At 67.2% G+C, this 24511-nt stretch carries 21 protein-coding genes; 13 read left to right on the top strand and 8 right to left on the bottom strand.

The window, feature by feature from the left end; translation table 11 throughout:
• Positions 1 to 33: 33 nt before the first annotated feature.
• Complete coding sequence (locus EC839_RS07735; protein ID WP_007159673.1) at positions 34 to 1362, bottom strand: bifunctional DedA family/phosphatase PAP2 family protein; 1329 nt, start codon at positions 1360 to 1362, stop codon at positions 34 to 36.
• Positions 1363 to 1590: 228 nt separating this feature from the next.
• Positions 1591 to 4608 (bottom strand): cellulose biosynthesis protein BcsC, encoded by a 3018-nt coding sequence (locus EC839_RS07730; RefSeq protein ID WP_007159672.1) that lies wholly within the window; start codon positions 4606 to 4608, stop codon positions 1591 to 1593.
• Positions 4609 to 4860: 252 nt separating this feature from the next.
• Between EC839_RS07730 and EC839_RS07725 the strand changes: the two genes are divergently transcribed.
• The 12 genes from EC839_RS07725 (at position 4861) to lipA (ending at position 16014) form a co-directional block, all read left to right on the top strand.
• Entirely contained in the window at positions 4861 to 6126 is a 1266-nt protein-coding gene (locus EC839_RS07725) for a glutamate-5-semialdehyde dehydrogenase (RefSeq protein WP_007159671.1), read from the top strand.
• Positions 6126 to 6788, top strand: a complete 663-nt coding sequence (gene nadD, locus EC839_RS07720) for a nicotinate-nucleotide adenylyltransferase (protein WP_007159670.1) — start codon at positions 6126 to 6128, stop codon at positions 6786 to 6788. The genes EC839_RS07725 and nadD overlap by 1 nt, the downstream gene beginning before the upstream one ends.
• A gap of 10 nt (positions 6789 to 6798) precedes the next feature.
• Positions 6799 to 7149, top strand: a complete 351-nt coding sequence (gene rsfS, locus EC839_RS07715) for a ribosome silencing factor (RefSeq protein WP_007159669.1) — start codon at positions 6799 to 6801, stop codon at positions 7147 to 7149.
• 5 nt (positions 7150 to 7154) lie between these two features.
• On the top strand, positions 7155 to 7622 hold the full coding sequence (rlmH, locus tag EC839_RS07710; protein ID WP_007159668.1) for a 23S rRNA (pseudouridine(1915)-N(3))-methyltransferase RlmH: 468 nt from the start codon (positions 7155 to 7157) through the stop codon (positions 7620 to 7622).
• 12 nt (positions 7623 to 7634) lie between these two features.
• Complete coding sequence (mrdA, locus tag EC839_RS07705) at positions 7635 to 9542, top strand: penicillin-binding protein 2 (RefSeq protein WP_007159667.1); 1908 nt, start codon at positions 7635 to 7637, stop codon at positions 9540 to 9542.
• Between the two features lie 44 nt (positions 9543 to 9586).
• A complete protein-coding gene (rodA, locus tag EC839_RS07700; protein WP_132832499.1) occupies positions 9587 to 10690 on the top strand; it encodes a rod shape-determining protein RodA in 1104 nt (367 codons plus the stop codon).
• A 20-nt stretch (positions 10691 to 10710) separates the two neighbouring features.
• Complete coding sequence (gene mltB / locus EC839_RS07695) at positions 10711 to 11733, top strand: lytic murein transglycosylase B (RefSeq protein ID WP_039975415.1); 1023 nt, start codon at positions 10711 to 10713, stop codon at positions 11731 to 11733.
• Positions 11733 to 12722 (top strand): septal ring lytic transglycosylase RlpA family protein, encoded by a 990-nt coding sequence (locus tag EC839_RS07690; protein ID WP_132832498.1) that lies wholly within the window; start codon positions 11733 to 11735, stop codon positions 12720 to 12722. Before mltB ends, EC839_RS07690 begins: the two co-directional genes overlap by 1 nt.
• Positions 12723 to 12848: 126 nt before the next feature.
• A complete protein-coding gene (locus EC839_RS07685) occupies positions 12849 to 14009 on the top strand; it encodes a D-alanyl-D-alanine carboxypeptidase family protein (protein ID WP_007159663.1) in 1161 nt (386 codons plus the stop codon).
• Positions 14010 to 14082: 73 nt separating this feature from the next.
• Positions 14083 to 14358: a DUF493 domain-containing protein gene (locus tag EC839_RS07680; RefSeq protein WP_007159662.1), complete on the top strand. Its 276-nt coding sequence runs from the start codon at positions 14083 to 14085 to the stop codon at positions 14356 to 14358.
• On the top strand, positions 14358 to 15014 hold the full coding sequence (gene lipB, locus EC839_RS07675) for a lipoyl(octanoyl) transferase LipB (RefSeq protein ID WP_007159661.1): 657 nt from the start codon (positions 14358 to 14360) through the stop codon (positions 15012 to 15014). Before EC839_RS07680 ends, lipB begins: the two co-directional genes overlap by 1 nt.
• 1 nt (position 15015) lies before the next feature.
• Positions 15016 to 16014: a lipoyl synthase gene (gene lipA / locus EC839_RS07670; protein ID WP_007159660.1), complete on the top strand. Its 999-nt coding sequence runs from the start codon at positions 15016 to 15018 to the stop codon at positions 16012 to 16014.
• 124 nt (positions 16015 to 16138) lie between these two features.
• Here the strand turns inward: lipA and pgm are convergent, their stop codons facing one another.
• The 6 genes from pgm to leuS all read right to left on the bottom strand — a co-directional run bounded on the left by pgm (position 16139) and on the right by leuS (position 23999).
• A complete protein-coding gene (gene pgm, locus EC839_RS07665) occupies positions 16139 to 17803 on the bottom strand; it encodes a phosphoglucomutase (alpha-D-glucose-1,6-bisphosphate-dependent) (protein ID WP_007159659.1) in 1665 nt (554 codons plus the stop codon).
• 159 nt (positions 17804 to 17962) lie between these two features.
• Positions 17963 to 19285: a lytic murein transglycosylase gene (locus tag EC839_RS07660; RefSeq protein ID WP_007159658.1), complete on the bottom strand. Its 1323-nt coding sequence runs from the start codon at positions 19283 to 19285 to the stop codon at positions 17963 to 17965.
• Positions 19286 to 19358: 73 nt separating this feature from the next.
• Complete coding sequence (arfA, locus tag EC839_RS07655) at positions 19359 to 19520, bottom strand: alternative ribosome rescue factor ArfA (RefSeq protein ID WP_007159657.1); 162 nt, start codon at positions 19518 to 19520, stop codon at positions 19359 to 19361.
• Positions 19521 to 19609: 89 nt separating this feature from the next.
• A complete protein-coding gene (gene holA / locus EC839_RS07650) occupies positions 19610 to 20647 on the bottom strand; it encodes a DNA polymerase III subunit delta (protein WP_007159656.1) in 1038 nt (345 codons plus the stop codon).
• A 48-nt stretch (positions 20648 to 20695) separates the two neighbouring features.
• Positions 20696 to 21310, bottom strand: a complete 615-nt coding sequence (gene lptE / locus EC839_RS07645; RefSeq protein WP_007159655.1) for an LPS assembly lipoprotein LptE — start codon at positions 21308 to 21310, stop codon at positions 20696 to 20698.
• A gap of 25 nt (positions 21311 to 21335) precedes the next feature.
• The gene (gene leuS / locus EC839_RS07640) at positions 21336 to 23999 is read right to left on the bottom strand and encodes a leucine--tRNA ligase (protein WP_132832493.1); all 2664 of its coding nucleotides are present in this window, start codon (positions 23997 to 23999) and stop codon (positions 21336 to 21338) included.
• 177 nt (positions 24000 to 24176) lie between these two features.
• Between leuS and EC839_RS07635 the strand changes: the two genes are divergently transcribed.
• Positions 24177 to 24500 carry a hypothetical protein gene (locus EC839_RS07635; protein WP_237709531.1) on the top strand — a complete coding sequence of 108 codons (324 nt, stop codon included), beginning with the start codon at positions 24177 to 24179 and terminating at the stop codon, positions 24498 to 24500.
• Positions 24501 to 24511: the final 11 nt, after the last annotated feature.

Raw genomic sequence — 24511 nt, 5'->3', positions numbered from 1 at the left:
GACCGCGCCCGGATTTTTTGGTTCGCGCCCGCTTTACAGCCTGGGCGCATAGCGCTCGATGGCTTCCGGCAGGGCCCAGCCGGCGGCGAAGGCCAGCACCAGCACCACCAGCGGCAGCAGTACCCACCAGGTCCGCGTCGGGATTGGCTCCAGGCGATTGCCGCCGGTCTTCTGCAGCAGCGCCAGGCTCAGGCCGCAGAAGCCCCCGGCGAGCAGGGCGCCGGCCAGGATATCGGTGGGCCAGTGCACGCCCAGGTAGACGCGGCTGAGGGCGATGAGCACCGCCGGCAGGGCGGCGATCACCAGCCAGGCAAGGCGCCCGCGCGGACCGTAGCGGCGGCCGACGAGGATGCCCAGGGTCAGGAAGAAGGCGAAGGAGGCCGAACTGTGGCCGCTGGGCAGGCTGTAGGTAGTCAGCGGCTCGGCGAGCACGTCCGGGCGAGCGCGGGCCAGCAGATTCTTCAACTGGCCGTTGGCCAGGGCGGTCCCCAGGGTGGTGCCCAGGGCGAACAGCAGCGGGCGCCACTGGCGGAAGGCGGCCAGCACCAGGATCAGCACGGCGGCCAGGATCAGCTGGGTGCGGAAATCGCCCATGCGGGTGATGACCACCGCGACCAGATTGAGCCAGCCCTCGCGATGCTCCTGGACCAGCGCCATCAGGCCTTCATCGAAGGCGCGCAGGTGGTGCCAGCCGAACAGCAAGGCCAGCAGCCCGGCCAGGCAGAGGGCGCCGCTGATCAGGGTGGTGCCGGCGCGCTCGCGCCAGGCGCCGTGGGCCACCACCGTCAGCAGCACCGCCGCGCCACCGAAGACGATGCCGGCCTGTTGCCAGAAGCCCTCCGGCAGCGGCAGGCGGAAGGCGGCGCCGGTCACCCAGCCCGGGCCGAGATAGGCGATGGACCAGCCGGCGGCGGCCACCAGGCTGACGCTGACGAATTTGACCAGGGGCATGTCGAGCATGCCGGCGATCAGCGGCAGCAGCGGGCGCAGCGGACCAATGAAGCGGCCGACCAGCAGACTGGCCACGCCGTATCTGTGGATGAAGCCCTCGGCCGAGCCGATCCATTCCGGATGGGTACGCAGGCCGGGCAGGCGGCGGATGCCTTCATGGAAGCGCCGACCGATGAAATAGGACACCGCATCGCCCAGGATGCCGCCCAGAAAGCCCAGCAGCAGGGTATCGAAGAGGTTGAGCGCGCCATTGCCGGCGGCGGCGGCCACGGCGAACAGGATCACCGTGCCGGGCACTACCAGCCCGGCCAGGGCCAGGCACTCGAGAAAGGAGATAATGAAGATGGCCACGCCCAGCCACTGGTGGTGCTGGTTGATCCACTGGGTCAGGCCGTCTAGCAGTTCCGTCATCGAAAGGCTTCCTGGGGGCTGGGGGTTGCGTCCTCAGACCCATGGGGAAAGCCTTGGTTGCCTCAAGGACGCGGATCGAGACGCAACGCCTCGGGGCTCGGGGGATTGTAAATCGCGCTCGGGAATTTCCCAGACCAATAACTGTGGCGGGGTTTGTCGGAAGGCGGGACCGGCTCTCGATCAAGTCTGATGGGCAAGAAAAAGGCCCGCGGGTGCGGGCCCTTTTTCTTACTCTTCGTTGCGCGAGCGGTAGGGCTGCGGCCGCGAGAGTTGCGGTCGGCCTTCCTGCTCTTCGAAGAAGTAGCGCAGATAGAGGTTGCCGTTGACGTCGCGCTCGTCCTGGGCGTTGTCCAGGCCCAGGCGACCGCCCAGGGCGAATTGCCCGCTGAGGCGGTATTCGCCATTGGCGGAGAGGCTGTAGGCCACGCCGGTCTTGCTCTTGCTGCCGTACTGGCCTTGGCCGGCGGCTTCTGCGGCGGCCTGCAGGGCGGCGTCGTCCGGATAACGATCCGCGGCGTCCTGGCGAATGGTCTGCACGCCCAGCATGCCCTGCACCTGGTAGGCCCAGAGATCGCCCCGCTGCGCCCACACCAGGGGCACGCCGATGGCGAAGTAGCGTTGCGGACTGAAGTAGCCGCCATGACCGTAAGTCAGGTGGTTCTGGTTGTTGTCGTAGCCGATCGCGGTGGCCGAGAGGCCCACAGTGAACAGGCTGTCCGGGCCATTGCGCAGGTAGTAGTAGACGCCGGTGCCGATCTCGAAGCGGTCGTTGTCCTTGACGTCGTGGCCGGTCAGGCGATGGGCCGCGCCATAGATGTAGGAGCCGTAGCGACCGTCGTCATAGCGTAGCCGCGCCAGGCCGCCGTTGGCGGTGACGCCGCCCCACTCCTGGCCGGTGCGCGGATCGCGGATGCCGCCATAGGACGCCAGGGAATCGGTCACCGAACGGCGCGATACGCTCAGGGCATAGAGCAGGTTCTCGCTCAGGCTGCTCAGCGGGCGCTCCAGGGTCGCGCCGCCAACCACGGTGCTGTATCTCAGGCCCACCGGCGAGACGCCGATGTCGCCCTTGAGGCCGCGGCCCGCGTCTTCCACGGCGATGGACGCCGCCACGCCGTTTTCCTTCTGGCTGCCGTCGCTGCTGCTGTCGTTGATGCGCGTTGGGGTGACGCGCACGGCCAGGCGCTGGTCGCCGGCGGGAAAGGAGATCTCCAGCGGCGCGCTGACGGTGGTCTGGCGCGAACTGCCACTGGGGTCGTAGCTGCGTACGCTGAGGCCCTGGGTGATGCGGATGCTGCGCTCGCGCTGCAGCTGGCCGAGGATCTGCTCGGTGGCCAGGCTGCTCGACAGGCTGCTGGTGGGCACCACGGACAGGTCGCTGAAGGGATTGTTGGCGGCCTTCTGCGCCTGCAGCGGATCGCTCCAGGCGTAGTCGGCGCTGCCGGCGTTGCCACCCGCGGCGGCCGGAACGGCGGCCAGGGCGTCATCGCTGCGGGTCTGGCCGGGCAGGGCGGCGAAGGGGTTGTCGCTGGCACCGGCGGCGCGGGCCGCGGATTCGCGATCCTTGCGCTCCACCTGGACCACCTGCTCCAGCAGGCCGGTGGCGGTACCGGCCATGCCGATGTCGCGGTAGAGCAGGGCGGCGCGGCGCAGCACCAGGGGATCGCTCTGGCCCAGCTTGACCGCCTGGTCCAGGTACTGGCGGGCGGTGACGCTGTCCTGGGATTTGGCGGCGATCTCGGCGGCGCCAAGATAGAGCTCGGCGTCCTTCGGCTGGTCGCTGAGCACGTCGCGATAGAGCTGGCGGGCCTTCTGGGTGTCGCCGCTGGCCAGGTACATGCGCGCCAGGGCGGCCTGGGCGGCCTTGTCGTCGGGACGGGCCTTGAGCGCCGGGGCCAGGGTGTCGTAGGCGGCGGCCAGCTTGCCCTGGTCGGTGAGGCGATCGGCCTGACGGATGCGATAGCGGGCGAGCAGGTCGTCGTACTGCTGCTTCTCGCCGCTGTCGAGCACCACGCCCTGCAGGTCGCGCAGGACGTTGCCCACGGTCTGGTCCTGGTTCAGCTGCAGCTGGATGCTGGCGTAGTGCAGCTGCATGGCGGGCGCTGGGCGGGTATCGCCGGTGATCATCGGCTTGAGCAGGGCCAGGCCGTGCTCGGGATCGCCGGCGGTGGCGAAGGCCTCGGCCAGGTCGCCGATCAGATCCGGATTGCGACCGGCGCGGGCTTCCAGGCGCTGCATCAGGCTGCGCGCTTCCTCGCGGCGCCCCTGCTTGGCCAGGGCCACGGTCTCGGCCAGTTGTTCGTTGAAGGTGATGCGCGCGGCCAGGGCGTTCATGTCCGGCGAACGCTGCGCCTGGGGAATGCGCATCAGGGTCTGCATGGCGCGCGGGTATTCACCCAGCTCGTTGGACAGCAGGGCACTCGCATAGAGCACCTCGGGGCGCTGGGCGCCATCCTTGACCAGGCTGTCCACCAGATCGCGGGCGGCGCGCGGCCGGCCCTGGCGGACCTCCAGGCGAGCCTGGGCCAGGCGCAGCCAGGGATCCTCCGGGGACTCCTGGCGCGCCTGTTCCAGCAGGCGCGATGCACCCTGCAGATCGCCCCGCGCCTCGGCGGCTTCGGCTTCCTGCATGGCCTGGCCGGCGCGCAGGCGATCCAGGCCCTTGACCTGATTCTTGGCGCTCGGCTGCAGATTCTTGGTGAGTTGCAGGGCTTCTTCGGTGCGACCCAGCTCGTTGAGCGCGGCGATGCGTCCGTAGTAGGCATCGACGTTGGCCGGCTCGCGCATCAGCACCTGGCGGTAGGTGGCCTCGGCCAGCTCCCACTGACGCTTCTGGCTCTGGATGCCGGCCAGGAACAGTTGCGCCTCGACCGCTTCGGGCTTCAGGCGGATGGCTTCCACGCTGAGATCCCGCGCCTGGTCCAGCTCGCGCTTGTTCTCGGCGGCATGGGCGCGTTCCAGCAGGTGGTGATAGCGCGCCTCGTCCAGCGCCGGCTGCCAGGTCTTGCCGCCTTTCTGCACGGCCTGGGTCAGCAACTGCTCGGCATCGGTCCAGCGCTGCTGCGCCAGCCGGGCACTGCCCAGCTTGCCCAGGGCGTCCGGGTCCTGGGGCGTCTTCTTCAGCTGGGCTTCCAGGGCCTGGACTGCGGCTGCGCTCGGCGCGGCATCGGCAGCGGCGGCCCAGGTCGCGTCGGCATGGATCAGAAGGGCGAGCAGACCAAGGGACAAGGTGAGGTGCTTGGGCATGGTTCTTTCCGTGAAGACTGGTAGGCGTCGCTGCAGCACCTGGCGCAGAGCTGGGGACGATTTCGGCTATAAGGGAATAGCTGAACGCAAGCTGAACGGCAAATACAGCCGCGGATGATTCCCGACAGGCCGTGGCGAGTCAACCAAATCGAGCAGGCGAATGCCATCGCCAGGCCCCTCGGCGCTGGCCGCGCAGGGCCCGGCGACGCTATACTCTGCGGCTTTCCCACCGTCTTTCGCAGGCCGCCGACCATGACCGAGTCCGTCTCCGCCTACATGACCCGTCTTGGCCAGGCTGCCCGTGCCGCGTCGCGGGTCGCCGCCCGGGCGAGCACCGCCCAGAAGAACCGCGCCCTGCTCGCGGCCGCCGCCGCCCTGGACGCTCGTCGTGCCGAGCTGACCGCGGCCAATGAGCAGGACCTGGCCGCTGCGCGCGCCAACGGTCTGGACCCCGCCATGCTGGATCGTCTGGCGCTGACGCCCCAGCGTATCGACGACATGATCGAAGGTCTGCGCCAGGTGGCGACGCTGCCCGATCCCATCGGCGAGATTCGCGACATGAGATACGTGCCCTCGGGCATCCAGCTGGGCAAGATGCGTGTGCCGTTGGGCGTCATCGGCATCATCTACGAGTCGCGCCCCAATGTGACCATCGATGCGGCCAGTCTCTGCCTCAAGTCCGGCAATGCCACCATCCTGCGCGGCGGCTCCGAAGCCATTCATTCCAACCAGGCCATCGCCGCCTGCATCCAGGCCGGTCTGGCCGAAGCCGAACTGCCGGCCGAGCTGGTCCAGGTGGTGGAGACCACCGACCGCGCAGCCGTGGGCGCGCTGATCACCATGCCCGAATACGTCGACGTCATCGTGCCGCGGGGTGGCAAGAGCCTGATCGAGCGCATCAGTCGCGATGCCCGGGTACCGGTGATCAAGCACCTGGACGGTATCTGCCACGTCTACATCGACCGCGCCGCCGACGTCGACAAGGCCATTCGCATCGCCGACAACGCCAAGACCCAGCGCTATGCGCCCTGCAACACCATGGAGACGCTGCTGGTCCATGCGGCCATCGCCGAGCGGGTGTTGCCGCCCCTGGCCGCCATCTATCGCGACAAGCAGGTGGAGCTGCGCGGCTGCGAGCGGACCCGAGCGCTGCTCGGCACCGATGTCCTGCTGGCCAGCGAAGAAGACTGGCGTACCGAATACAACGCACCGATCCTGTCCATCCGGGTGGTGGATGGCCTCGATGCGGCCATCGAGCACATCAATGCCTATGGCTCGCAGCATACCGATGCCATCGTCACCGAGAACTTCAGCGACGCCCGGCGTTTCCTGACCGAGGTCGATTCGGCGTCGGTGATGGTCAATGCCTCCACCCGCTTCGCCGACGGCTTCGAATACGGCCTGGGCGCCGAGATCGGCATTTCCACCGACAAGCTGCACGCCCGCGGGCCGGTGGGCCTGGAAGGGCTGACCAGCGAGAAATACGTGGTCTTCGGCGACGGTCACGTCCGCAGCTGATGAGCAGCCTGCCTACCCGCATCGGCTTGTTCGGCGGTACCTTCGATCCCGTGCACATCGGTCACCTGCGCGCGGCGCTGGAGGTGGCCGAGGCCCTGGCGCTGGACGAATTGCGGCTGATCCCCAGCGCCCGGCCGCCCCATCGCGAGGCGCCCAGCGTCTCCGCCGAGGATCGCCTGGCGATGGTGCGCCTGGCGGTGGCCGACGTCGCGACCCTGGTGGTCGATGACCGGGAACTGCGCCGGACGCGCCACTCCTATACCATAGAGACCCTGGAAAGCCTGCGCGTCGAACTCGGCGATGAGGTGCAGCTGTTGCTCATGCTGGGCTGGGACGCCTTCTGCGGCCTGCCGAGTTGGCACCGCTGGCGCGAGTTGCTGGAGCTGTGCCACATCCTGGTCCTGCAACGACCCGACGCCGACAGCGAGCCCTGCCAGGAATTGCGCGATTTCCTGGCGGCGCGCAGTCAGCCCGATCCCCAGGCCCTCAAGGGGCCGGGCGGGCAGATCACCTTTATCTGGCAGAACCCGCTCGCGGTGTCCGCCACCCAGATCCGCGGCCTCTTGGCCACCGGGAAGTCCATCCGCTTCCTGGTGCCCGATGCCGTGCTTGACTACATCCGGACGCACGACCTCTATCCGGCGTCCTCCGAACCGAGGTAAGAGCTACACCATGCAAAGCGAACAACTCGTCCAGGTGGCCATCGCCGCCCTGGAAGACATGAAGGCCCAGGACATCATCTCCCTGGACGTGCGGGAAAAGACCAGCGTGACCGACATCATGGTCATCGCCAGCGGCACCTCCAGCCGCCACGTCAAGTCGCTGGCCGACAACGTGCTGGAAAAGGTCAAGCAGCAGGGCGTGCGCCCGCTGGGCAGCGAAGGCCTGGAAGGCGGCGAATGGGCGCTGCTGGACCTGGGCGACGTGGTCGTCCACGTGATGCTGCCGACCACCCGCGAGTTCTATGACCTCGAGCGCCTCTGGCGCGGTGCCGAGCAGAGCCGCGCCGCCCACGGCGAATAAGTCCGGTGCGCCTGCGTCTCATCGCCGTCGGCTCGCGCATGCCGCGCTGGGTCGAAGAGGGCTGGCACGAGTACGTCAAGCGTCTGCCGCCGGAACTGCCGTTGGAACTCGTCGAGATCCCGCTGCAGACCCGTGGCAAGAACGCCGACGTCGCCCGGCTGATCCGCCAGGAGGGTGAGGCCATGCTGGCCAAGGTGCAGCCGGGCGAGCGCGTGGTGACCCTGGAGGTCACCGGCAAGCCCTGGAGCACCGAGCAACTGGCTGAAACACTCCAGCAGTGGCGCCTGGAAGCCCGGACCGTCAACCTCATGGTCGGCGGTCCCGAGGGTCTCGCTCCCGAGGTGCAGGCGCGCAGCGAACAGCGCTGGTCGCTCTCGCCGCTGACCCTGCCGCATCCGCTGGTGCGCATCCTCGTCGGTGAGCAGCTCTATCGCGCCTGGACCGTACTGGCCGGCCATCCGTATCACAAGTAGTCCGTACCTGCGATGTCGCAACCCATACGCCTCAAGGACCACGAGAAAGACGCCCAGCTCGTCCGCGCCCGCGTGACCGTCGGGGCGGTGCTCTTTCTTGTGCTCGCCTGCGTACTGGTGGCGCGCATGTACTACCTGCAGGTCATCCAGCACGACTACCACTCGACCCTGTCGGAAAACAACCGGGTCCATGTCCAGCCGATCCCGCCCACCCGCGGCCTGATCTACGACCGCAACGGCATCATCGTCGCCGACAACCGCCCCAGCTTCAGCCTGACCATCACCCGGGAGCGGGCCGACAACTGGCGGCAGACCCTCGATACCCTGGTGCAGGTCTTGGGCCTGACCGAGGAAGACCGCGAGCTGTTCGAAAAGCGCATGAAGCAGGGGCGGCGGCCGTTCGAGCCGGTGCCGGTGCTGTTCGAACTGACCGAGGAGCAGATCGCCAAGATCGCCGTCAACCAGTTCCGCCTGCCCGGGGTCGAGGTCACGGCGCAGCTGGTACGCCACTATCCCATGGGCGAGCACTTCGCCCATTCGGTGGGCTATGTCGGGCGGATCAACGAACAGGAGCTCAAGCGCCTGGATCCGGTCAACTACAGCGGCACCCACCACATCGGCAAGACCGGCGTGGAGCGCTTCTACGAGCCCGAGCTGCACGGCGAGGTGGGCTACGAAGAGGTGGAGACCAACGCCCGTGGCCGGGTCCTGCGGGTGCTCAATCGCACTGATCCCAAGCCCGGCAAGGACATCGTCCTGACCATCGACTCGCGGCTGCAGGCCGCCGCCGAAGCCGCCCTGGGCGGACGTCGCGGGGCCATCGTCGCCATCCAGCCCAAGACCGGCGAGGTGCTGGCCATGGTCAGCCAGCCGAGCTACGACCCCAATCCCTTCGTGACCGGGATCAGTTTCAAGGAATATTCCGAGCTGCGCGACTCCATCGATCGCCCGCTCTACAACCGGGTGCTGCGCGGCCTCTATCCGCCCGGTTCGACCATCAAGCCGGCGGTGGCCATCGCCGGTCTCGACAGCGGCGCCACCACGCCCCAGGCACGGGTCTTCGATCCGGGCTACTACGAGTTGCCCAACTACGATCACAAGTACCGCAACTGGAACCACGGCGGCGACGGCTACGTGGATCTCGACATGGCGCTGATGAGATCCAACGACACCTATTTCTACGACCTTGCCCACAAGATCGGCATCGATCGGCTCGCCGAGTACATGGGCAAGTTCGGCCTCGGCCAAAAGGTCTCCCTAGACATGTTCGAGGAGGCGCCGGGGCTGATGCCGTCGCGCCAGTGGAAGCGTGCCACCCGTCGCCAGGCCTGGTTCCCCGGCGAGACGCTGATCCTCGGCATTGGCCAGGGCTACATGCAGACCACACCGCTGCAGTTGGCGCAGGTCACTACCCTGATCGCCAACCACGGCAAATGGATTCGTCCGCACCTGGCCAAGACCCTCGACGGCCAGCCGCCGGTGGATAGCAATCCCATGCCTGACATCCAGCTCAGGGATGACAGCTACTGGGATCGCGCCATCCACGGCATGGAAATGGTGGTGCAGAATCCACGCGGCACTGCGCACAAGATCAATGTCGGCGCCCAGTACCGCATCGCCGGCAAGAGCGGTACCGCCCAGGTGGTCGCGATTCGCCAGAACGAGAAGTACAACTCGGCCGCGCTCAAGGAACGCCATCGCGACCACGCCCTGTTCGTTGCCTTCGCCCCGGCCGATAATCCGCAGATCGCCGTGGCGGTGATGGTCGAGAACGGCGAATCGGGCAGCGGTGTGGCCGCCCCGGTGGTACGCCAGGTGCTGGATGCCTGGCTGCTCGATGAGCAGGGCCATCTCAAGGCCGAGTACGCCAAGCCGACTACCGCCGGGGCGACCGCCGCCGCGACCAAGGTGCAGCCATGAGTCTTGCTCCCAACTTCGATCGCACCATCCCCGAAGGGGACGTGATGAAGCGGCGCGCCACCCTGTTGCAGCGCCTGCACATCGACGGCCCCTTGCTGATCCTGCTGCTGATGCTGGGGGCGACCGGCCTGTTCGTCCTCTATTCCGCGGGTGGCCGCAATCTCGACCTGCTGTTCAAGCAGGCCAGCTCCTTTGGCCTCGGCCTGGTGGCCATGGCCGTCGTCGCCCAGCTCGAACCGCGCTTCATGGCGCGCTGGGTGCCCCTGGGCTACGTGATCGGCGTGGCCCTGCTGGTGGTGGTGGACGTCATGGGCCACAACGCCATGGGCGCCACCCGCTGGATCAACATTCCCGGGGTCATCCGCTTCCAGCCGTCGGAATTCATGAAGCTCCTGATGCCCATGATGATGGCCTGGTACCTGTCCAAGCGCAGCCTGCCGCCCAACTTCAAGCACAGCGTCATCAGCCTGTCGCTGGTGGTGGTGCCCTTCGTGCTGATCCTCGACCAGCCCGATCTCGGCACCGCCATGCTGGTGCTGGCCTCGGGCGGCTTCGTGCTGTTCGTCGGCGGCCTGCGGTGGCGCTGGCTGATCGGCGCGGTGAGCGCCGCGGTGCCCCTGGCGGTGGCCATGTGGTTCTTTGTCCTGCACGACTACCAGAAGCGCCGGATCCTGACCTTCCTCGATCCGGAGATGGACCCCCTGGGCGCCGGCTGGAACATCATCCAGTCCAAGGCCGCCATCGGCTCGGGCGGGGTGTTCGGCAAGGGCTGGCTGCTGGGTACCCAGTCTCATCTGGATTTTTTGCCGGAAAGTCACACGGACTTTATCATTGCCGTCCTCGGCGAAGAGTTCGGCATGGTCGGCGTCTGCCTGCTGCTGGTGCTCTATCTGCTGCTCATCGGTCGCGGCCTGACCATCACGGTGCAGGCCCAGACGTTGTTCGGCAAGTTGCTCGCCGGCGGCGTGACCATGACCTTCTTCGTCTATGTCTTCGTCAATATCGGCATGGTCAGCGGCCTGCTCCCCGTGGTGGGCGTACCGCTGCCATTCATCAGCTATGGCGGCACCTCGGTGGTCACCTTGTTCACCGGGTTCGGAGTTTTGATGTCGATCCACACGCACCGCAAGTGGATCGCCCAGGTTTAACACGCAACAAAGAGGGTTAGATGCCGACAATGGGATGGATGCGTCGCTGCCTGCTGAGCCTCGGGCTCGCGGGTGCGATGGGCGTGACGACCGGCGTCGTCGCGGGTGACTACGACGCGGCACCGCTGACGCGCGACTTCATCGCCGAGATGAGTCAGAGCTATGGCTTCGCCCCGGAACAGCTGCAGGCGCTGTTCGGCGAGGTCGAGCGCAAGCAGGCCATCCTCGACGCCATCTCGCGACCGGCCGAGCGGGTCAAGCCCTGGAGCGAATACCGCCCCATCTTCATCACCGATCGGCGCATTGCCCAGGGCGTCGAGTTCTGGAAGGCCCACGAAGAGGCCCTGGCCCGCGCCGAGCACGAATACGACGTGCCGGCCCAGTTCATCGTCGCCATCATTGGCGTGGAAACCTTCTACGGCCGCAACACCGGCAACTACCGGGTGCTGGACGCGCTCTCGACCCTGGCTTTCGACTATCCGCCGCGCGCGCCCTTCTTCCGCAGCCAGCTGCGCGAATTCCTGCTGCTGGCCCGCGAGCAACAGGTCGATCCGCTCAGCCTGACCGGCTCCTATGCCGGCGCCATGGGCCTGCCGCAATTCATGCCGGGCAGCTTCCGCGCCTATGCGGTGGACTTCGACGGCGACGGCCACATCAACATCTGGTCCGATCCCACCGACGCCATCGGCAGCGTGGCCAACTACTTCAAGCGCCACGGCTGGTCCGGGCGCGGTCCCACCGCCATTCGCGCCCAGGTCAGTGGCGAGCGGGTGGAGGAGGGCGTGGTGGCCGGCATCGAGCCGGTCAAGAGCGTCGCCGAGTTGCGCGCCCTGGGCTGGAACGCCCAAGACCCTGCCCTGCGTGACGATTTGCGTGTAACCTCGTTCCGCCTCGACGGAGACAAGGGACCGGAGTACTGGATGGGCCTGCCCAATTTCTACGCCATTACCCGATACAACCGCAGCGTCATGTACGCCATGGCGGTGACCGATTTGGCCAATGCCATCGCCGAACGCCATGCCGCCGAGGGTAGCAAGCCGTGATGCGCCTGACTGCCCTGGCGCGCCTGGCCGGTTGCCTGGGCCTCGGCCTGCTGCTGGTGAGCTGTTCCAGCCAGGCGCCCAAGCCGACCAGCAAGGGCGTGGCCGGACCGGGCGGCTATTTGCGTCCGCACCGCGACGGCGCGCCCTGGTGGGACGTGGACGTCAGCAAGATCCCCGACGCCGTGCCCATGCCCTACAACGGGCCGCTGAAGAACAACCCCTATACGGTACTGGGCAAGACCTACTTCCCGCTGACCGATTCGCGCAACTACCGCGTGACCGGCACCGCCTCCTGGTACGGCACCAAGTTCCATGGTCAGGCCACCGCCAACGGCGAGACCTACGACCTCTATGGCATGACCGCGGCGCACAAGACCCTGCCGCTGCCCAGCTACGTGCGGGTCACCAACCTGGACAACGGCCGCAGCGTGATCCTGCGCGTCAACGACCGTGGCCCCTTCTATTCCGACCGGGTCATCGACCTGTCCTTTGCCGCGGCCAAGAAGCTCGGCTACGCCGAGATCGGTACCGCCCGGGTCAGCGTCGAGGGCATAGATCCGCAGCAGTACTGGGCCCAGCGCGGCCAGGCGGTGCCCATGGTGCTGGCCCAGCCGCGCCAGGCGCCGGTGGCCCAGAAGACCACCGAGACCCAGACCTTTGGCGCCATCGAGACCTATACGCCACCGGTCAACCAGCACGCCGAGCCGGTGACGCCTGCGGCCGTCGACGCAAAAAAAAACGTTTCTGTCCCAGCCGCTGGGCTCTATCTGCAGGTGGCGGCCTTCGCCAATCCGGACGCTGCGGAATTGCTCAAGGACAAGCTCAGCGACCTGACCGGTGCCCCGGTGTTCATCAGTTCGACGGTGCGCAACCAGCAGACCTTGCATCGGGTCCGCCTCGGACCGGTCCAGCCGGCTGAGGTCTCCCAGCTCCAGAACAGCGTACGCGTGGCCCGCCTGGGTCAGGCGTCTCTCGTGCAACCGGATTGAAGCAGGGATGCTTCATGACGCCCAGTCGCCGGCCCCAGCCGTCGTGATCCGCCTCGCGCGGATCGCCGTGGACCGTGCGGTCTGGGTCCGCTGCTCCTGCCATACCCCAACCTTTCAGAGATTCGGATGACAATCGCAAAACTCGCTCGACGCCTGCTCCTCCTAGTAACGATCGCCTGTGTCCCGGCCGTCTGGGCGGCCGAGACAATGGTTCCGGCGGCGCCCCAGCTGGCCGCCAAGGCCTGGATTCTCATGGATGCCAACAGCGGCGCCGTGCTCACCGAATCCAACTCCGACCAGCGCCTGCCGCCGGCCAGCCTGACCAAGCTGATGACCGCCTACATCGCCACCCTGGAAATCAACCGGGGTCGCATCAAGGAATCGGACATGGTCACCGTCAGCGAGCACGCCTGGCGTACCGGCGGTTCGCGGATGTTCATCAAGGTCGGCACCCAGGTGTCGGTCGGTGACCTGCTGCACGGCATCATCATCCAGTCCGGCAACGACGCCAGCGTCGCCCTGGCCGAGCACATCGCCGGCAGCGAAGACGCCTTCGCCGACATGATGAACACCACCGCGCAGAAGCTGGGCATGCAGAACACCCACTTCATGGACGCCACCGGCCTGCCGGATCCGAATCACTATTCCTCGGCCCACGACATGGCGATCCTGGCGCGCGCCATCATCAACGCCGATGCCCAGCACTACGCCATCTACTCCCAGAAGGAATTCTTCTGGAACAACATCAAGCAGCCCAACCGCAACCTCTTGCTGTGGCGCGACAAGACCGTCGACGGCCTGAAGACCGGCCACACCGACGAAGCCGGCTACTGCCTGGTGGCCTCGGCCGTGCGCGACGGCATGCGTCTGGTCGCCGTGGTGTTCGGCACCAACAGCGAACAGGCCCGCGCCGCCGAGACCCAGAAGCTGCTGACCTACGGTTTCCGCTTCTTCGAGACCCAGTCCTTCTACAAGAAGGGCACCGAGCTGGCCAAGGCGCCGGTATGGAAGGGTGACAGCCGCGAAGTCCAGGCCGGTCTGGCCAACGACCTGACCATGACCCTGCCGCGCGGCCAGGCCAAGAAGCTGCACGCCGAGATGGTGCTCAATCCGCAGCTGATCGCGCCCATCGCCCAGGGCCAGGTGATCGGCAAGGTCGAGGTGAAGCTGGATGACAAGGTGGTGCACACCGCCGACCTGGTCGCGCTGCAGCCGGTCGAGGAGGGTGGCCTCTTCCGTCGCCTGTGGGATAGCATTCGCCTGTTCTTCTACGGATTGTTCAACTGATCCGTCACCCTGGAAAGGCCCGCATCTGCGGGCCTTTCACCCCCTGCCGACAGAGCTCGGCCTGGAAGTCCGCATGACCGAAGACGTTAAACCCCCCAAGATCGAATTTCCCTGCCCGCGCTATCCGATCAAGGTGATCGGCGACGCCGGTGCCGATTTCGCCGAGCTGGTGCTCGACACCGTCCAGCGCCACGCCCCGGATCTGGATCGCGGCACCCTGGTGACGCGCGACAGTCGCAACGGCCGCTTTCTCTCCGTGCAGGTGCTCATCACCGCCACCGGCGTGGACCAGCTGCAGGCCATCCACCAGGACCTGCGCGCCACCGGCCGCGTGCACATGGTGATCTGATGACCACTCCCGCCCCGGCCAGCCTGGGCGTGCGCCGCTGGGGCCTGAGGCCCTACGAGGCGACCCTGGAGGCCATGCGCCGCTTCACCGACGAGCGCGGCCCGGCCACTCCCGACGAACTCTGGCTGCTGCAGCACCCCGCGGTCTTTACCCAGGGCCAGGCCGGCAAGCCCGAGCACCTGCTCGCCGTGGGCGACATTCCGGTGGTGCAGGTCGATCGCGGCGGCCAGGTCACGTACCATGGCCCCGGTCAGCTCATCGCCTATGTGCTGCTGGATGTTCGCCGCAAGGGCCTGGGCGTGCGAGAATTGGTCAGCGCCATGGAAGACAGCCTGATCGCGCTGCTCGCCGACTGGGGCGTGCAGGCCGCGGCCCGGGCCGATGCGCCGGGTGTCTATGTGGACGGCGCCAAGATCGCCTCCCTCGGGCTGCGCATCCGCAATGGCCGGTCCTTCCACGGCCTGGCGCTCAACGTTGACATGGATCTGGCACCATTCCGCCGGATCAACCCCTGCGGTTATGCCGGCCTGGCCATGACCCAGCTCCGCGATCTGGTGACCGGGCCACTAGCTTTCGACGAGGTCCGCGAGTCTCTGGTGCGTCACCTGAGTCTGCGCCTGGGCTACCCCGAACCGATCACCCTGGAATCGGATTGACATGACCACTACAGTACAAGACAGCGTCCAGACCCTTACCCCGCCCGCCCGCCCCAGCAAGGTGGAAGCCGGCGTCAAGCTGCGCGGCGCCGAAAAGGTCGCGCGCATCCCGGTAAAGATCATTCCCACCGAAGAGCTGCCGCGCAAGCCGGACTGGATCCGCGTGCGCATCCCGGTCACCCCCGAGGTCGAGCGCATCAAGCAGCTGCTGCGCAAGCACAAGCTGCACAGTGTCTGCGAAGAGGCGTCCTGCCCCAACCTGGGCGAGTGCTTCTCCGGTGGCACCGCCACCTTCATGATCATGGGTGACATCTGCACCCGTCGCTGCCCCTTCTGCGACGTCGGCCACGGCCGGCCGAAGCCGTTGGACGTGGACGAGCCGAAGAACCTGGCGGTGGCCATCGCCGACCTGGGTCTGAAGTACGTGGTGATCACCTCGGTGGACCGCGACGACCTGCGCGACGGCGGTGCCCAGCACTTCGTCGATTGCCTGCGCGAGATCCGCAAGCTGACCCCCGGCATCCAACTGGAGACCCTGGTGCCGGACTATCGCGGCCGCATGGACGTCGCCCTGGCCATCACCGAGCAGGAGCCGCCGGATGTCTTCAACCACAACCTGGAGACCGTCCCGCGCCTGTACAAGGCCGCGCGCCCGGGTTCGGACTTCGAGTGGTCGCTGGACCTGCTGCAGAACTTCAAGAAGCGCGTGCCCCACGTGCCGACCAAGTCCGGCCTGATGCTGGGCCTGGGCGAAACCGACGAGGAAGTCATCGAGGTCATGCAGCGCATGCGCGAGCACGAGATCGACATGCTGACCCTCGGCCAGTATCTGCAGCCCTCGCGCAACCACCTGCCGGTGCAGCGCTTCGTCCACCCGGATACCTTCGCCTGGTACGCCGAGGAAGGCGCCAAGATGGGCTTCAAGAACGTCGCCTCCGGTCCGCTGGTGCGTTCCTCCTACCACGCCGACCAGCAGGCGCACGGTACCAAGATCAACTGATCCTGGCGTCGTCATGAAAAAGGGCAGCCCAGTGGCTGCCCTTTTCTATTGCGGATTTGAACCCCTCACCGCTTCCAGCCCCCTCTCCCTTCGAGAGAGGGTTGGGGTGAGGGGTGATGCGCCGTTACCCGCGCAGCACCCCATCCACCAGCGCCTTGGCTTCTTCCTGGATACGCCCCAGGTGGGCTTCGCCCTCGAAGCTTTCGGCGTAGATCTTGTAGACGTCCTCGGTACCGGAGGGACGGGCGGCGAACCAGCCGTTCTCGGTGACCACCTTGAGGCCACCGATGGCGGCGCCGTTGCCGGGGGCCTCGGTGAGGATGGCGGTGATCGGCTGGCCGGCCAGCTCCTTGGCGGTGACCTGGGCGGCGGAGAGCTTGCTCAGCCGAGCCTTCTGCTCGCGGTCGGCGGCGGCGTCGATGCGCTGGTAGACCGGGGCGCCGAAGCGCTCGGTCAGGGCCTGGTAGCGCTCGCCCGGGTCCTTGCCGGTCACGGCGGTGATTTCCGCAGCCAAGAGGCCGAGGATGATGCCGTCCTTGTCGGTGGACCAGGCGCCACCGGCCTTGCGCAGGAAGGAGGCCCCGGCGGATTCCTCGCCGCCGAAGCCCAGGCTGCCGTCCAGCAGGCCGTCGACGAACCACTTGAAGCCTACCGGCACTTCCACCATCTGGCGGCCAATGCCCTGGGCCACGCGGTCGATCATCGAGGAGGACACCAGGGTCTTGCCGATGCCGGCCTGCTGGCTCCACTGCGGGCGGTGGGTGAAGAGGTATTCGATGGCCACCGCCAGGTAGTGGTTGGGATTGAGCAGCCCCACCGAGCGGGCGACGATGCCGTGGCGGTCATGGTCGGTGTCGCAGGCGAAGGAGACGTCGAATCTGTCCTTGTTCTCGATCAGGCCGGCCATGGCGTGGGGCGAGCTGCAGTCCATGCGGATCTTGCCGTCCCAGTCCAGGCGCATGAAGCGGAAGGTCTGGTCGACGCGGGTCGACAGCACCTCCAGCGGCAGGCCGTAGCGCTCGGCGATGCGCGGCCAGTAGTGCACCCCGGCGCCGCCCAGGGGATCGACGCCAAAGGTCAGGCCGGAGCTGCGGATGGCGTCCAGGTCGATGACCTGACCCAGGCCGCTCACGTAGCTGTCGAGGAAATCGAATTTGTGGGTGGTGGCGGCCTTGAGCGCCTGGCGGTAATCCATCCGCTTGACGCCGTCGAGACCGGCCACCAGCAGGGCATTGGCGCGGTCCTGGATGCTCTTGGTGACGTTGGTGTCGGCCGGGCCGCCATTGGTGGGGTTGTACTTGAAGCCGCCATCGGCCGGCGGATTGTGCGACGGGGTGATGACGATGCCGTCGGCCAGGCCCGAGCTGCGGCCGGCGTTGTATTCGAGGATGGCGTTGGACAGCGCCGGGGTGGGGGTATAGCCCGGTTCGCCATGGGTCTCGGCGCAGCCGGCGTCGATACGGACCTCCACGCCGTTGGCGGCGAGCACTTCCAGGGCGGAGATGAAGGCCGGTTCGGACAGCGCGTGGGTGTCCATGCCCATGAACAGCGGGCCGTCGACGCCCTGGGCCTTGCGGTATTCGCAGATGGCCTGGGTGATGGCGAGGATGTGCCACTCGTTGAAGCTGCCCTTGAGCGAGGAGCCACGGTGCCCGGAGGTGCCGAAGGCGACCTGCTGACCCGGATCGCTGGGGTCGGGGCGATCGCTGTAGTAGCGCGCCACCAGGCGCGGCAGGTGGGTCAGGGTGTTCTCGTCGGGAAGGCGTCCTGCATTGGCAGCAATACTCATCTCGGGTTCCTTGGCTTGAATGGAGCCCGGGCGTTTCGAGTACCCCGGGCGACGCGACTCGCGTTCGACCTTGGCGATCGCAGTTTGCTCAGTTCGCCCGAGGGGCGATCCTCAGAATGCCGATCCGTGCACGCTGAGACCGCCGATCGGAACGGGATATCAACCGCGCAGCTTGTCCAGCAACTGATGGTTGGGATAGCCGTCGGCGGGCCAGCCCTGGGACTGCTGGTAGGCGCGGATGGCCTTGCGGGTGTTGGCGCCGATGATGCCGTCGGCGCTGCCCGGGTCGAGCCCCAGGGCGGCCAGGCGCTGTTGCAACTCCACACGCTCGCTGCGGCTCAGCGGCAGGTCGTCGGTGGGCCAACTGCCGGCGATCTGGCCGGCGTCGCGATAGCGCTCCGAGAGCAGCGCCACGCCCAGGGCATAGGAGCTGGAGTTGTTGTACTTGAGGATGGTGCGGAAGTTGTTGAACACCAGGAAGGCCGGACCGCGATGGCCGGCGGGCAGCAGCAGCGAGACGCTGTCACTCGGCTGGGCGGCCGGTTGCGGCAGGCCGAGGCCCTGGATACCCAGGGCGTTCCACTCGGCCAGGCTCTTGCGCACGCCCATGTCGGCCAGGCTGTAGTCGAAATTGGCCGGTACCCGGACCTCGTAGCCCCAGGGCTTGCCGTCCTGCCAGCCGGAGGCCTTGAGGTAGTTGGCGGTGGAGGCCAGGGCATCGGCGGTGGAGCCCCAGATGTCGCGGCGACCGTCGCCATCGAAGTCCACCGCGTATTGGTCGTAGGTGGTGGGGATGAACTGGGTCTGGCCCATGGCGCCGGCCCAGGAGCCGATCATGCGGTCGGCGGTGACGTCGCCGTGCTGCAGGATGCCGAGGGCGGCGATGAGCTGGTCCTGGGCGAAGTCCGGGCGGCGACCTTCGTAGGCGAGGGTGGCCAGGGAGCGGATGACGCCCTTGTTGCCCATGTTGTTGCCGTAGTTGCTCTCCATGCCCCAGAAGGCCACCAGGCGCGCGGGCTCGATGCCATAGCGCGCCTCCAGCGAGGCCAACAGCCCGGCCTGCTGGATCAGCAGGCTCTTGCCGTTGCGCACCCGCAGCGGCGACACGGCGGATTCCAGGTATTCCCAGACCGGCTTGGTGAATTCCGGCTGGCTGCGATCGGCGGCGATCACCGCCGGATCGGGTTGCACGCCGGCAAAGGCCTGGTCGAAGGTGGCGGCCGAGATGCCCCGGCCCAGGGCCAGGGTGCGAAAGCGACTGCGCCATTGCTCGAAACTTTCGTCCGGCTGTGGCATGGCCTCGGCCGCCGCGGCGGGGGCATTGGCCGCGGGCGCGGGTTTGGACGAGGAGGGTGAAGAGGGCGCCGCGGTGGGCGTCGTCTGAGTCTGGGCGCAGGCGGCCAGGGCGGCGGTCAGCAGGGTGACCAGGGTTCCGGCGAGGAGGCCGCCGGTCTTGAATCCGCGGGTTTTCCCGAATTGCATCTGTCTCCACCGGACGTCTAGGCAGGAAGACTCACCTTAGCACGGCCCGGGTGCTGGCGTCTGGACGCGGCTTTCAAGCGGCCAGAAAGACCGAAGCCTTCTCGTCTTGCAACGAGAAGGCTTCGCGGCGGTAGCTACCCTTGCCCTTGGCGGGCTTTTCCTGGCGGGCGCGATAACGGGGATCGCTGACGAGGACCTTGGCCTTGTTGGGGCCGCGGCTGTATTTCTTGGCCATAGGTGCGTGCTCCGGGGATTGGGGACTCCCCCTTGATGGGGGCGCGCCAGTCTATTGCAAGGGCCGGGCATTACAAGTGCCGGCGAGCGTCAGGACCTGGGCAGGGCCAGCCGCTTGCCGGCGAGCGTCAGCGCCAGGCTGGCGAGGGTCAGCCAGACTTCGCCGGGTGCCTGGCCCTTGATCTGTTCGTCGGCGACCTGGGCTTCGCGCAGCAGGGCCTCCAGGCGGCGCGCGCCCTGGCGCTGCAGGGCGCGACTGACCAGCGGGCGCCGCTTGTCCCACACCGGCGGCTTGACCTGGGTGAAGGCGCGCTCCAGCGGCGTGCCGCTTTCCTGCAGATGGGCGAGGTTGGCCAGCAGGCGCAGTTCCCGGGCCAGGGCCCAGAGCACCACGGCGGCTTCCACGCCTTCGCCGCGCAGGCCTTCGAGGATGCGCAGGGCATGTTCCGCATCGCCGGCCAGGGCGGCGTCCAGCAGGCCGAAGACGTCGTAGCGGGCACTGTCGGCCACCGAGGCGCGCACGGTCTCGGCATCCACCTGGGAGCCTTCGATGAGCAGGCGGAGCTTTTCGATCTCCTGGGCCGCGGCCAGCAGATTGCCTTCCACCCGCTCGGCGATCAGGTCGACCGCCTCGGGGGTGGCGGCCAGCCCCAGACGCGACAGGCGCTGATTGATCCACTGGGGCAGCTGCGCCAGTTCCACTGGCCAGATCTGCACGAATTGCGCCTGCGGGTGCTCCAGCAGGGCCTTGGCCCACTTGGTCTTCTGGGCGGCGGCATCCAAGCGCGGCAGGCTGATCAGCAGCAGGGTGTCTTCGGCGGGGCGGGCCAGGTAGTCGAGCAGGGCGGCCGAGCCCTTGTCGCCCGGCTTGCCAGTGGGCAGGCGCAATTCGAGGATGCGCTTCTGGGCGAACAGCGAGAGGCTGGCGCCGGCCTCATAGAGGCGACCCCAGTCGAAACCGGCATCGACGTCGAAGACCTCGCGCTCGTCGAAGCCCTGGGCGCGCGCCGCGCTGCGAATGGCATCGCTGGCTTCCTGGCAGAGCAGCGGCTCGTCGCCGCTGACGGCATAGACGGCGGCCAGCGAGCCCTGGAGCTGCTTGCCGAGCTGGTTGGCGTTGAGTTTCATGCTGAACCGGAATGGCAAACCGGAGCCTTGCGGCTCCGGATGCGGCGCTTAGCGCGCGGGGGTGGGGATGTCGATCGGCGACTGCTGCGGCGGGGCGGACTCGCGGGCGCGGCGATCGGCTTCGGCCTTGGCGGCGGCGCGGGCATCGGCGTCGCGCTGCAGCTTCTCCAGGCGCTCCGGCGTCACGGCCTGCAGGCGGGCAGCCAGCTGTTGCACCAGCTCGCGACGCATCTCGCGGCGCAGCTGGTCCTTCTGCTGTTCGGAACCGACGATGTTGTTCTGGTCGGTCACGTAGTAGCGCTGGGTTTCCAGGTAGTCGCTGACCAGCACCGCCTGGTTCTTGCCGATGATGGTATAGGGCTGACGGGTGGTCAGCTCGACCTCGGCACTGCGAGCGCCGCTGGTGTAGCTGGCGGTGCGCTCGCTCTGGGCTTCGCCGCCCAGGTCCAGGGTGTAGGGCGCGCCCGAGGTGACCCGCACATGGGCGTCGTCCAGCATGTCGCGGACGTCCTTGACGGTCTGACCATAGGCGTCGCGCGCCGTGAGGTTCAGCTCGGTGAGGCTCAGGCGGGTTTCGCCGGTGCCACGCAGCTGGAAGCCGCAGGCGGTCAGCAGGGTCGCCAGGCCGACTACCGCAAGGCCGGGGAGAATCCGTTTCTTCATCTGTTGTCTGCTCCGTTCGCGTGTCTTAGTTGGCGACGATGTTGACCAGTTTACCCGGGACCACGACGACCTTGCGGATGGTCAGACCCTCGGTGAAGCGTGCCACGTTCTCGTTGGCGCGGGCGGCGGCCTCGATGGCCTCGCGGCTTGCATCGGCCGGTACTTCGATCTGGCCGCGCAGCTTGCCGTTCACCTGGATGACGATCTGCAGGCTGTCCTGCACCAGGGCGCTCTCGTCCACCTGCGGCCAGCGGGCGTCGATGACCGCGTCGCTGTGGCCCAGTTGCTGCCAGAGACCGTGGGCGATGTGCGGGGTGATGGGCGCCAGCAGCAGGGTGACGGCCTCCAGGCCTTCCTGCAGCAGACGGCGATCGGTGTCGCTGTCCTGGGCGGCCTTTTCCAGCACGTTCATCAGGGTCATGACCGCGGCGATGGCGGTGTTGAACTTGTGATGCTGACCGATATCCTGGCTGGCCTGGCGGATGGCCAGGTGGATGGCACGGCGGACGTCCTTCTGGGCGGGCGACAGCTCGCCAAGGGCGCCGGCATTCGGCAGGCCCTGGCTCACGTGGGCCTGGGCCAGACGCCAGACGCGGCGCAGGAAGCGGCTCGCACCCTCGACGCCGGAGTCGGACCATTCCAGGCTCATGTCCGGCGGCGAGGCGAACATCATGAACAGCCGGCAGGTGTCGGCGCCGTACTGGTCGATCATCGCCTGGGGATCGACGCCATTGTTCTTCGACTTGGACATCTTCTCGACGCCACCGATTTCCACTGGCTGGCCGTCGCTCTTCAGGCGCGCCCCGATCACCTTGGCCTTGGCATCGCGCTCCACCTCGACATCGGCCGGGTTGAACCAGTCCTTGCTGCCGTTGGGGTTGGTCCGGTAGTAGGTCTCGGCCACCACCATGCCCTGGGTCAGCAGATTCTCGAAGGGCTCGTCGGAATCGATCAGGCCCTGGTCGCGCATCAGCTTGTGGAAGAATCGCGAGTAGAGCAGGTGCAGGATGGCGTGCTCGATGCCGCCGATGTACTGGTCGACGGGCAGCCAGTAGTTGGCTTCTTCCTTGTCCAGCATGCCGCCGGTGAAGTTCGGCGAGGCATAGCGGGCGAAGTACCAGGAGCTTTCGACGAAGGTGTCCATGGTGTCGGTTTCGCGACGGGCCGGCTGGCCGTTGCGCGGATCGACGGTCTCGTAGAATTCCGGTATGCGCGCCAGGGGCGAGCCGGCGCCGTCCGGCACCACATCCTCGGGCAGCACCACCGGCAGCAGGTCGGCCGGTACCGGGATGTCGACGCCGTCGTCACCGTGGATGATGGGGATCGGGCAGCCCCAGTAGCGCTGGCGGCTGATGCCCCAGTCGCGCAGGCGGAACTGGGTGCGCGGCTGGCCCAGGCCCTTGGCCTGCAGATCGGCGCCGATGGCGTCGAAGGCGGCGTCGTAGGCGAGGTTGTCGTAGGCACCGGAATTGATCAGGAAGCCTTCCTTGCTGCCGTACCAGTCCTTCCACTGCACCGGGTCGAACTGGTAGCGCTCGTATTCCTCGGGGCTGTAGTCGTCCGGATTGGCCAGCACCTGGGTGGCCTCGGCGGTATCCACCACCTGGACGATGGGCAACTGGTACTTGTTGGCGAATTCGAAGTCACGCTCGTCGTGACCGGGCACGGCCATGACCGCGCCGTCGCCGTAGTGCATCAGCACATAGTTGGCGACCCATACCGGCAGGCGGGCGTCGGTCAGCGGATGGCGGACGAACAGGCCGGTGTCCAGGCCCTTCTTCTCCTGGGTGGCGATGTCGGCTTCGGCGACGCCGCCGCGCTTGCATTCGTCGATGAAGGCCTGCAGCTCGGCATTGCCCTCGGCGGCCTGGGTAGCCAGCGGGTGTTCGGCGGCTACGGCGACATAGGTGGCGCCGAGCAGGGTGTCGGGACGGGTGGTGAAGACCTTCAGGGTGCCTTCGGCGCCGATGCTGTCCTGGTCATAGGGGAATTGCACCTCCATGCCGCGGGACTTGCCGATCCAGTTGCGCTGCATGGTCTTGACCTGCTCGGGCCAGCCGGGCAGGCCGTCGAGGGAGGTCAGCAACTCTTCCGCATAGTCGGTGATGCGGAAGTAGTACATGGGGATCTCGCGCTTCTCGATCAGCGCACCGCTGCGCCAGCCGCGGCCGTCGATGACCTGCTCGTTGGCCAGGACGGTCTGGTCCACCGGGTCCCAGTTCACCGTGCCGTTCTTGCGGTAGATGATGCCCTTCTCGAACAGCTGGGTGAACAGCCACTGCTCCCAGCGATAGTAGTCGGGCTTGCAGGTGGTGACCTCGCGGGACCAGTCGATCGCCAGACCCAGGCTCTGCAGCTGGGACTTCATGTAGGCGATGTTCTCGTAGGTCCACTTGGCGGGGGCCACGCCATTCTTCATGGCGGCGTTTTCCGCGGGCATGCCGAAGGCGTCCCAGCCCATGGGCTGCAGGACGTTCTTGCCCAGCATCCGCTGGTAGCGGGCGATGACGTCGCCGATGGTGTAGTTGCGCACGTGCCCCATGTGCAGCTTGCCGCTGGGGTAGGGGAACATCGACAGGCAGTAGAACTTCTCCTGGCCCGGGCGCATGGTGGCCTTGAAGGACAGATTCTGGTCCCAGAAGGACTGGGCGGCGGCTTCTATTTCGCGGGGCTGATAGTGTTCGTGCATGGGCGTGTCGAGGGCTGCAGAGGCGTTTGATCGAGCCGCCAAGCATACATGACCCCCCGAGCGCGGGGAAATGTCCCGGTCCGCCGCTTGTTTCGCACTCCGGGGGAGGCAGGGTTGGAAGGGCCGTACTAGGCTGTTCAAACGTCCGTTCAATTACTCGGGAGGATGATCGCCATCATGGGAAAGTTTCGACGCGAGTCCGAAAAGCTGCCCGTCGACGTGCGCCTGCAACGGCGCCTGGCGCTGGCGCTGGATGAGGCGGCTACCCAGGAGCGCCTCTATGACAAGGCCGATGGGGAAGTCGAGGTGCAGGGCCTGAGTCCGGCCGAATACGCCTTGGTCAAGCGCTGGCTGGCGCGCCACCAGGCGACCGACGCCGCCATGGCCTGCTGCCTGGGCTGTGGCCGGGTCCAGCCGGCGGGTGCCTTCTGCCCACGGTGTCAGGGTCGACGACTGCTGGTCGAGAGTCCTTCTGCCCCGGTCGGCGCTCCCCTACACTAGGCGCCGCCGCG

It is taken from the genome of Pseudomonas sp. JUb52 (genome assembly GCF_004341115.1).
Taxonomy (GTDB): domain Bacteria; phylum Pseudomonadota; class Gammaproteobacteria; order Pseudomonadales; family Pseudomonadaceae; genus Chryseomonas; species Chryseomonas oryzihabitans.
This window is presented reverse-complemented; position numbering and strand designations above follow the sequence as displayed.

Excerpts from the sequence above, each read along its gene's own strand:
- EC839_RS07735 (WP_007159673.1), bottom strand. The coding sequence starts at position 1,362 with ATGACGGAACTGCTAGACGGCCTGACCCAGTGGATCAACCAGCACCAC.
- EC839_RS07730 (WP_007159672.1), bottom strand. The coding sequence starts at position 4,608 with ATGCCCAAGCACCTCACCTTGTCCCTTGGTCTGCTCGCCCTTCTGATC.
- EC839_RS07725 (WP_007159671.1), top strand. The coding sequence starts at position 4,861 with ATGACCGAGTCCGTCTCCGCCTACATGACCCGTCTTGGCCAGGCTGCC.
- nadD (WP_007159670.1), top strand. The coding sequence starts at position 6,126 with ATGAGCAGCCTGCCTACCCGCATCGGCTTGTTCGGCGGTACCTTCGAT.
- rsfS (WP_007159669.1), top strand. The coding sequence starts at position 6,799 with ATGCAAAGCGAACAACTCGTCCAGGTGGCCATCGCCGCCCTGGAAGAC.
- mrdA (WP_007159667.1), top strand. The coding sequence starts at position 7,635 with ATGTCGCAACCCATACGCCTCAAGGACCACGAGAAAGACGCCCAGCTC.
- rodA (WP_132832499.1), top strand. The coding sequence starts at position 9,587 with ATGAAGCGGCGCGCCACCCTGTTGCAGCGCCTGCACATCGACGGCCCC.
- mltB (WP_039975415.1), top strand. The coding sequence starts at position 10,711 with ATGCCGACAATGGGATGGATGCGTCGCTGCCTGCTGAGCCTCGGGCTC.
- EC839_RS07690 (WP_132832498.1), top strand. The coding sequence starts at position 11,733 with ATGCGCCTGACTGCCCTGGCGCGCCTGGCCGGTTGCCTGGGCCTCGGC.
- EC839_RS07685 (WP_007159663.1), top strand. The coding sequence starts at position 12,849 with ATGACAATCGCAAAACTCGCTCGACGCCTGCTCCTCCTAGTAACGATC.
- EC839_RS07680 (WP_007159662.1), top strand. The coding sequence starts at position 14,083 with ATGACCGAAGACGTTAAACCCCCCAAGATCGAATTTCCCTGCCCGCGC.
- lipB (WP_007159661.1), top strand. The coding sequence starts at position 14,358 with ATGACCACTCCCGCCCCGGCCAGCCTGGGCGTGCGCCGCTGGGGCCTG.
- lipA (WP_007159660.1), top strand. The coding sequence starts at position 15,016 with ATGACCACTACAGTACAAGACAGCGTCCAGACCCTTACCCCGCCCGCC.
- pgm (WP_007159659.1), bottom strand. The coding sequence starts at position 17,803 with ATGAGTATTGCTGCCAATGCAGGACGCCTTCCCGACGAGAACACCCTG.
- EC839_RS07660 (WP_007159658.1), bottom strand. The coding sequence starts at position 19,285 with ATGCAATTCGGGAAAACCCGCGGATTCAAGACCGGCGGCCTCCTCGCC.
- arfA (WP_007159657.1), bottom strand. The coding sequence starts at position 19,520 with ATGGCCAAGAAATACAGCCGCGGCCCCAACAAGGCCAAGGTCCTCGTC.
- holA (WP_007159656.1), bottom strand. The coding sequence starts at position 20,647 with ATGAAACTCAACGCCAACCAGCTCGGCAAGCAGCTCCAGGGCTCGCTG.
- lptE (WP_007159655.1), bottom strand. The coding sequence starts at position 21,310 with ATGAAGAAACGGATTCTCCCCGGCCTTGCGGTAGTCGGCCTGGCGACC.
- leuS (WP_132832493.1), bottom strand. The coding sequence starts at position 23,999 with ATGCACGAACACTATCAGCCCCGCGAAATAGAAGCCGCCGCCCAGTCC.
- EC839_RS07635 (WP_237709531.1), top strand. The coding sequence starts at position 24,177 with ATGGGAAAGTTTCGACGCGAGTCCGAAAAGCTGCCCGTCGACGTGCGC.